At 51.3% G+C, this 5,961-nt stretch carries 13 protein-coding genes; all 13 read left to right on the top strand.

Features of this window, described 5'->3' with window-relative positions:
* Positions 1–322 (top strand): hypothetical protein (locus tag G1ANC_RS04080; protein ID WP_164998009.1); only part of this gene is annotated, 322 nt, incomplete at its 5' end.
* Between the two features lie 27 nt (positions 323–349).
* Entirely contained in the window at positions 350–1,045 is a 696-nt protein-coding gene (locus G1ANC_RS03475; protein WP_129693616.1) for a histidine kinase N-terminal 7TM domain-containing protein, read from the top strand.
* 156 nt (positions 1,046–1,201) lie between these two features.
* The gene (gene rplC / locus G1ANC_RS03470; protein ID WP_129693615.1) at positions 1,202–1,813 is read left to right on the top strand and encodes a 50S ribosomal protein L3; all 612 of its coding nucleotides are present in this window, start codon (positions 1,202–1,204) and stop codon (positions 1,811–1,813) included.
* Complete coding sequence (gene rplD / locus G1ANC_RS03465; RefSeq protein WP_129693614.1) at positions 1,813–2,433, top strand: 50S ribosomal protein L4; 621 nt, start codon at positions 1,813–1,815, stop codon at positions 2,431–2,433. Before rplC ends, rplD begins: the two co-directional genes overlap by 1 nt.
* On the top strand, positions 2,433–2,753 hold the full coding sequence (locus G1ANC_RS03460) for a 50S ribosomal protein L23 (RefSeq protein WP_129693613.1): 321 nt from the start codon (positions 2,433–2,435) through the stop codon (positions 2,751–2,753). Before rplD ends, G1ANC_RS03460 begins: the two co-directional genes overlap by 1 nt.
* Positions 2,753–3,589: a 50S ribosomal protein L2 gene (gene rplB, locus G1ANC_RS03455; RefSeq protein ID WP_129693612.1), complete on the top strand. Its 837-nt coding sequence runs from the start codon at positions 2,753–2,755 to the stop codon at positions 3,587–3,589. The genes G1ANC_RS03460 and rplB overlap by 1 nt, the downstream gene beginning before the upstream one ends.
* Before the next feature lie 3 nt (positions 3,590–3,592).
* A complete protein-coding gene (gene rpsS / locus G1ANC_RS03450) occupies positions 3,593–3,859 on the top strand; it encodes a 30S ribosomal protein S19 (RefSeq protein ID WP_129693611.1) in 267 nt (88 codons plus the stop codon).
* Complete coding sequence (rplV, locus tag G1ANC_RS03445; protein WP_129693610.1) at positions 3,859–4,284, top strand: 50S ribosomal protein L22; 426 nt, start codon at positions 3,859–3,861, stop codon at positions 4,282–4,284. The genes rpsS and rplV overlap by 1 nt, the downstream gene beginning before the upstream one ends.
* Positions 4,285–4,926 carry a 30S ribosomal protein S3 gene (gene rpsC / locus G1ANC_RS03440; RefSeq protein WP_129693609.1) on the top strand — a complete coding sequence of 214 codons (642 nt, stop codon included), beginning with the start codon at positions 4,285–4,287 and terminating at the stop codon, positions 4,924–4,926.
* Positions 4,926–5,339, top strand: a complete 414-nt coding sequence (gene rplP / locus G1ANC_RS03435; protein ID WP_129693608.1) for a 50S ribosomal protein L16 — start codon at positions 4,926–4,928, stop codon at positions 5,337–5,339. The genes rpsC and rplP overlap by 1 nt, the downstream gene beginning before the upstream one ends.
* A complete protein-coding gene (gene rpmC / locus G1ANC_RS03430) occupies positions 5,339–5,566 on the top strand; it encodes a 50S ribosomal protein L29 (protein WP_129693607.1) in 228 nt (75 codons plus the stop codon). The genes rplP and rpmC overlap by 1 nt, the downstream gene beginning before the upstream one ends.
* Positions 5,566–5,889 carry a 30S ribosomal protein S17 gene (gene rpsQ, locus G1ANC_RS03425; RefSeq protein WP_129693606.1) on the top strand — a complete coding sequence of 108 codons (324 nt, stop codon included), beginning with the start codon at positions 5,566–5,568 and terminating at the stop codon, positions 5,887–5,889. Before rpmC ends, rpsQ begins: the two co-directional genes overlap by 1 nt.
* Positions 5,889–5,961: uL14 family ribosomal protein (locus G1ANC_RS03420; RefSeq protein WP_195157092.1), on the top strand; the 73-nt coding region annotated here is incomplete at its 3' end. The genes rpsQ and G1ANC_RS03420, both read left to right, overlap by 1 nt.

The raw sequence follows: 5,961 nt of genomic DNA, 5'->3' as shown, positions 1-5,961 counted from the left end.
TGTTGCTAATTGGTTTACGGCTGAAGATTTTTTGGCTTTGATGAAAGATAAAAATGATCGGAGAATTATATTGCATGACGTTGTGGCGTACTTTGATGGCGAGCAATTAAAGCTGTTTATATCTGATCAAACTGGCGTGTTTATAAATGAGCCGCGCGGCGAAGGAACATCAATGAATCAGGTTGTGTCGATGGAGGATAGCGGTGGGTTAACAATTGCTGAGGAATTTGTACTCCGTCATGACGGTGCGGAGATTAACCCTTCTCATTTTCAGCATTGGCAGAAATTTGGTGAATGGTTTACTGCTCGCGACAACGATTAGCTACCGCAATAGTGTATAATTCATCATATGGATAGACTTAAGAGGCTGAAACTTTACTGCTTTTCGCCGCCAGTGATGTTGGCAACGCTGGCGATTGAAATTATTTTGGCAATTTATACGTTTTGGCGTTATAAACTAAACGCTGTGACAAGGATTGCTATGGCGCTGCTCATCTGTTTGGCGCTGTTTCAGTGGGCTGAGTATAATGTTTGCGAAGGTACGATTTTTCTTGATAGCCTAGGCTGGGCAAAGCTCGGTTATATGGCGATTACTATGCTGCCGCCTCTGGGTATTCATTTGATTTATCAACTTTCTGGCGATAAAAGGCGCTGGATTCCAGTTCTAGGTTATATTTTGGCAGCACTATTCGTTGGTTATTTCTTATTGGAAGCTGACGGTGTAAAAGCTGGCGCCTGCTTAGGCAATTACGTAATCTTTGAAAATCGCGATGAATTTTATCCGATTTATGCGGGATACTATTATGGTTTGCTGATTACTGCTATTGTATACGCTTATATCCAAAGTAAAGCTGCGGCAAAAAATATTCGCCAATCTCTGTACTCGCTAATGATTGGCTATGTCTTGTTTATGGTGCCGACAACTTTTGTCAATATCGTAGATCCGTCGACAATTTCCGGCATTCCGTCGATTATGTGCGGCTTTGCGGTGCTGTTAGCGGCAACTTTAGCAGGCAAGGTCTTACCAGAATACTTTGATAAATAAGGCTACGTGATATTGACGATTTGTAGCTAGACGTGCTATAATAGTAGATGTAATTCTATTACGCGTAATATTAACTATAGAGACTCGCGCGAATTGGCAAGTCCGGGCAACGGATACTACCAGCCGCCGAGGCTTTTAAATGGGAGCAAGAGGGCAATGAAAGCACTTTTCGGTACCAAAATTGGTATGACCCAAATCATTGGCGAGGACGGCACCACTATTCCGGTGACGCTAATCCAAGCCGGCCCGATGACTGTGACTCAGGTCAAGTCTGTCGAAACCGACGGCTACAACGCAGTTCAGGTGGCATATGGTACGGGTAAGAACCTGAGCAAGGCCGTGGCTGGACATGTCAAACCAGCCGGTGTGACCCCGAAAAAAATCGGGGAAATTCGCGTTGACGAACTTGGCGAAATCAAGGTCGGCGACACATGGGACGTCTCGGAGTTTGAGCTCGGCGACGTTATTGATGCTACCGGCATCAGCAAGGGTAAAGGTTGGGCTGGCACTATCAAGCGGCACAACTTCAAACGCCACCGCAAAACCCACGGCGGCAAGGGTAACACTCGCAAAGTCGGTTCAATCGGCAGCATGTACCCGCAAAAAATATTCAAAGGCAAGCGCATGGCCGGACACATGGGCGCCGAACAGGTCACTGTCAAGAACCTGAAGGTCGCTTATATCTCGGTTGAGGACAACTTGATTGGTGTCAAGGGCGCAGTGCCAGGTCCTAAGAAGGGCTTAATCAAATTAGGAGGTGCTAAGTAATGGCTGAATCAACCAAGCCAGCAAAAGCAGCCTTGCCAAAGAGTGTGTTTGAGGTTGACGTACCAAACCACGAGCTGTTAAAACTTGCGTACGACGCGTTTTTGGCCAACAGCCGCCAGGCAAGTGCTACCACCAAAACCCGCGGCGAAGTTCGCGGCGGCGGCAAGAAACCGTGGAAACAAAAAGGAACCGGCCGAGCACGTTTTGGCTCGACCCGCAACCCAATCTGGCGCCACGGTGGTATCGTTTTCGGGCCGCGCGGCAACGAAAACTACAGCAAGAAACTATCCAAGACTAGCAAGCACGTCGCTTTACGCCAAGCTTTGACCCTCGCCAACCAAGACAAGAAAATCTTGGTCAGCGATATCAAAACTACCGGCAAAACCGCTGAAGTCGCTAAATTCCTCGCCGCCAAGAAATGCAGCGAGAAAGACCGCGTTCTACTCGTCGTCGACGAAAAGGCTCCAGAGCTGATGCGCGCTACAAATAACTTAGCCAATGCCCTCTTGGTGCGCGCGCAATACCTCAGCGTTTACTACATTTTGAACGCCGACAAAATCGTTATCACGCCAGCCGCCGTCAAGACAGTCGAGGCGTGGCTAGCAAAGGAGGCGAAGTAATGAAACTCGTATTAGTTACTCCGCGCGTCAGCGAAAAAGCCTACCGCTTAGTTACCGCCGAAAATACTTACATTTTCGACGTGCCGATAAGCGCTAACAAAAACGAAATCAAAGCGGCCGTCGAAGCGCAATTCGAAGGCGTCAAAGTCGCCAAAGTAACGACGCTCGTTCAAAGCGGCAAGGCTGTTCGCTTCTCGCGCGGCAAAAACCGCTACCCTGGCACTACTCATCGCCAGGACAGCAAAAAGGCTTACGTTCGCCTGAGCGAAGGTAAAATCAAAGTCTTCGAGCAAGAAGAAGTCAAGGAGGATAAGAAGTAATGGCTGTCAAGCAATACAATCCAACCACTCCTGCCCGTCGCGGTATGACTTCGCAGGATCTCAGCGAGGTAACTACTCGTAAACCGTTGAAAAGCTTGGTTAAAGCTGGCAAGCAAAAAGCTGGCCGCAACAATACCGGCAAAATCACCGTGCGCCATCGCGGTGGCGGTGTGAAGCGGCATTATCGTTTAGTCAATCACGCTATGCCAGCCAACATGACTTTGACCGTCGAAGAAATTGAGTACGACCCAGGTCGCAGCGCTCGTATCGCCCGCGTCAAAGATCAGCACGGCTTGTACCACTACATTTTGGCAGATACCGCCATGACTAAAGGCACAGTTATCAAAACTGGCGCCGACGCTCCTGTCGAGTCTAGCAACCGCATGCCGCTAGCTAGTATTCCAGTTGGTACGCAGATTTACGCTATCGAGATTAATCCAGGCCGCGGCGCCCAAATGGTTCGTTCAGCTGGTACTAAGGCTCAATTGATGGCCAAAGAAGGCAATTACGCCATGGTGCGTATGCCATCAGGCGAGGTTCGCAGGTTCCGCTTGGAATGCGAAGCTAGCCTCGGCGTAGTCGGTAATGTTCAGCACCAGAATGTCAAGCTTGGCTCGGCTGGCCGCCGCCGCCGCATGGGTTGGCGCCCAAGCGTCCATGGTAAAGCCATGAACCCAGCTGATCACCCAATGGGTGGTGGTGAAGGCAAGACCGGTCCTGGCCGCATCCCGAAGACGCCGTGGGGCAAGCCAGCAATTGGCTTCAAGACCCGCCGCCGCAAATCAACTAATAAGATGATTGTCCGCAGTCGTCACGAAGCTAAGAGGAAGAGGTAGTCTATGAGTCGTTCACTCAAAAAAGGCCCATTCGTCGACGCGAAGCTTGCCAAAAAAGTGGCAGCGCTGAAAGTTGGCGACCGCACCGTGATAAAAACCTGGGCACGCAGCAGCACGATCACACCAGAGATGGTCGGGTTCACTTTTGCAGTGCACAATGGTCGCGTACACGTACCGGTGCTTATTACTGAAAATATGGTTGGCCATAAACTCGGCGAGTTTAGTCCGACCCGCAAGTTCCGCAAGCACGGTGGAAAGGATAAGAAATAATGGCCGAAGCAACTATTCACACAGTTCGCGCGATGATCAAAGGCGTTGACCAGGCACCGCGCAAAGTCAGTCTAGTCGCCGCCTTGGTACGCGGCCGCAGCGTTGCCGACGCCGAAGTTATCCTTGACCACACGCCGAAGCGCGCCGCTCTGGCTATCAAGAAAGCCATCAAAAGTGCCGCTGCTAACGCCGTTGAGAATCACGGCCTAGACGCTCGCAGCCTGCAAATCACTACGCTTAGTGTTACCGCTGGTTCGCGCATGCGCCGCTACAAGCCAGCTTCGCGCGGACGTGCCTTGCCGTTCGAGAAAAAATCGAGCCACATTCTAGTCGAGGTCTCGGGCGTCGAGAAAGTTATCAAGAAACCTGCTAAGAAGACTGAAGCAAAAGCTGTTAAGCCAGCAGAAAAAGAGGAGAAGAAATAAATGGGACAGAAAGTTAACCCGTTGAGCTTCCGCCTCCAGACCAGCAAAGCTTGGAACTCGCGCTGGTTCGCCAGCAAGAAAGACTTTGCGGTTTGGCTAGCCGAAGACGGCAAGATTCGCGACTTGATCGAGAAGAAATTCTCGTCGCGCCCGACAATCGCTAAAGTCGAAATCGAGCGTAGCGCCAATCTTGTCACTATCACCATTTACACCGCCAAAGCTGGTGTAGTGATCGGCCGTGGCGGCGCCGGTATCGCTGAGCTCAAGAAGGAAATCGAAAAAATCGTCAGCTTGCCGATTCGTATCAATGTCGAAGAGGTACGCCGGCCAGAATTAAACGCCAAGCTCGTCGCCGAAAACATCGCGCATCAGCTAGAACGCCGCGCTAACTTCCGACGTGCTGTTAAGATGGCGATTCAAAGCAGCCGCAACGCTGGCGCCAAAGGTATCCGTATCGAGGTCGCAGGACGGCTTAACGGTGCCGAGATGAGCCGCCGCGAAAAGTTTATCGAAGGTTCAGTGCCACTGCATACGCTGCGCGCCGACGTTGATTTTCACGTCGCTCGCGCTCAAGGTCCGAACGGTACTGGTATCGTTGGTGTCAAAGTATGGATTTACAAAGGTGAAAGGAGCTTGAAGTAATGTTATTACCAAAAAAAGTTGCTCACCGCAAAGTCCGCATCGGCAAAAACCGCGGTAACGCTACGCGCTGCAACTATGTCGCGTTTGGCGACTACGGTCTGCAGAGTCTTGACAACGAGCGTATTACCAGTCGCCAGATCGAGGCAGCTCGCCAGGCGATGACTCGCTACATCAAGCGCGGCGGTAAGATTTGGATTCGCATTTTTCCGCATACGCCAGTCACCAAAAAAGCTTTGGGCTTGAAAATGGGCGGCGGTAAAGGCAACCCTGAGTACTACGTCGCCAAGGTCAAAACTGGCACGGTTATGTTCGAGATGAAAGGCGTTAGCGAAGAAATCGCCCGCGAAGCTATGCGTCTCGCCGGCCACAAATTGCCAGTCCGCGTCCGATTTGTTAAGAAGGAGGAAGCATAATGGCTGAAACCAAGAAAACCGCCAAGACCGCCAGCGTCGTCAAGTCAATCGACGAACTGCGCGATAAGCTCACCGCCAAGCGCCAGGAATTGCTCGACAGCCGCCGCAGCCACAAAGCCGGCGAGCTCGTCAATCCGCGCGCCCTCGGCCAAATTCGCAAAGAAATCGCGCGTCTACTCACCGCGATCCGTGCGCAAGAGTTAGCAGCAGAACAGGAGAATAAGTAATGGCAAAGACATTGACAGGCGTCGTGACGTCAGACGCCGCTGACAAGACGATTACCGTTACCGTGACATCTCGCGAAACGCACCCGATTTACAAGAAGCAGTATACTGTGACTCGTAAATACGCCGCACACGACGAGAAGAACGATGCTCGCAAGGGCGACACGGTACGTATCGTCGAAACTCGTCCGATCAGCCGTCGCAAGAGCTTCCAGCTCGACGAAATCGTCAAGCGCTCGGTCGGCTCAGTCGAGCTCAAAAGCGACGTCAACAGCGAAGTTAACGACAAGGTCGACTACGATCACGACACCGAGGAGGAAAAATAATGATTCAGCAAGAATCCCGCCTCAAGGTAGCTGACAACTCGGGTGCCAAAGAAGTATTGTGCATCCGCGTCC

The organism is Candidatus Nanosynsacchari sp. TM7_ANC_38.39_G1_1 (assembly GCF_004138385.1).
Note: the sequence above shows the minus strand (reverse complement) of the source record. Positions and strands in the feature narration are given on the sequence as shown.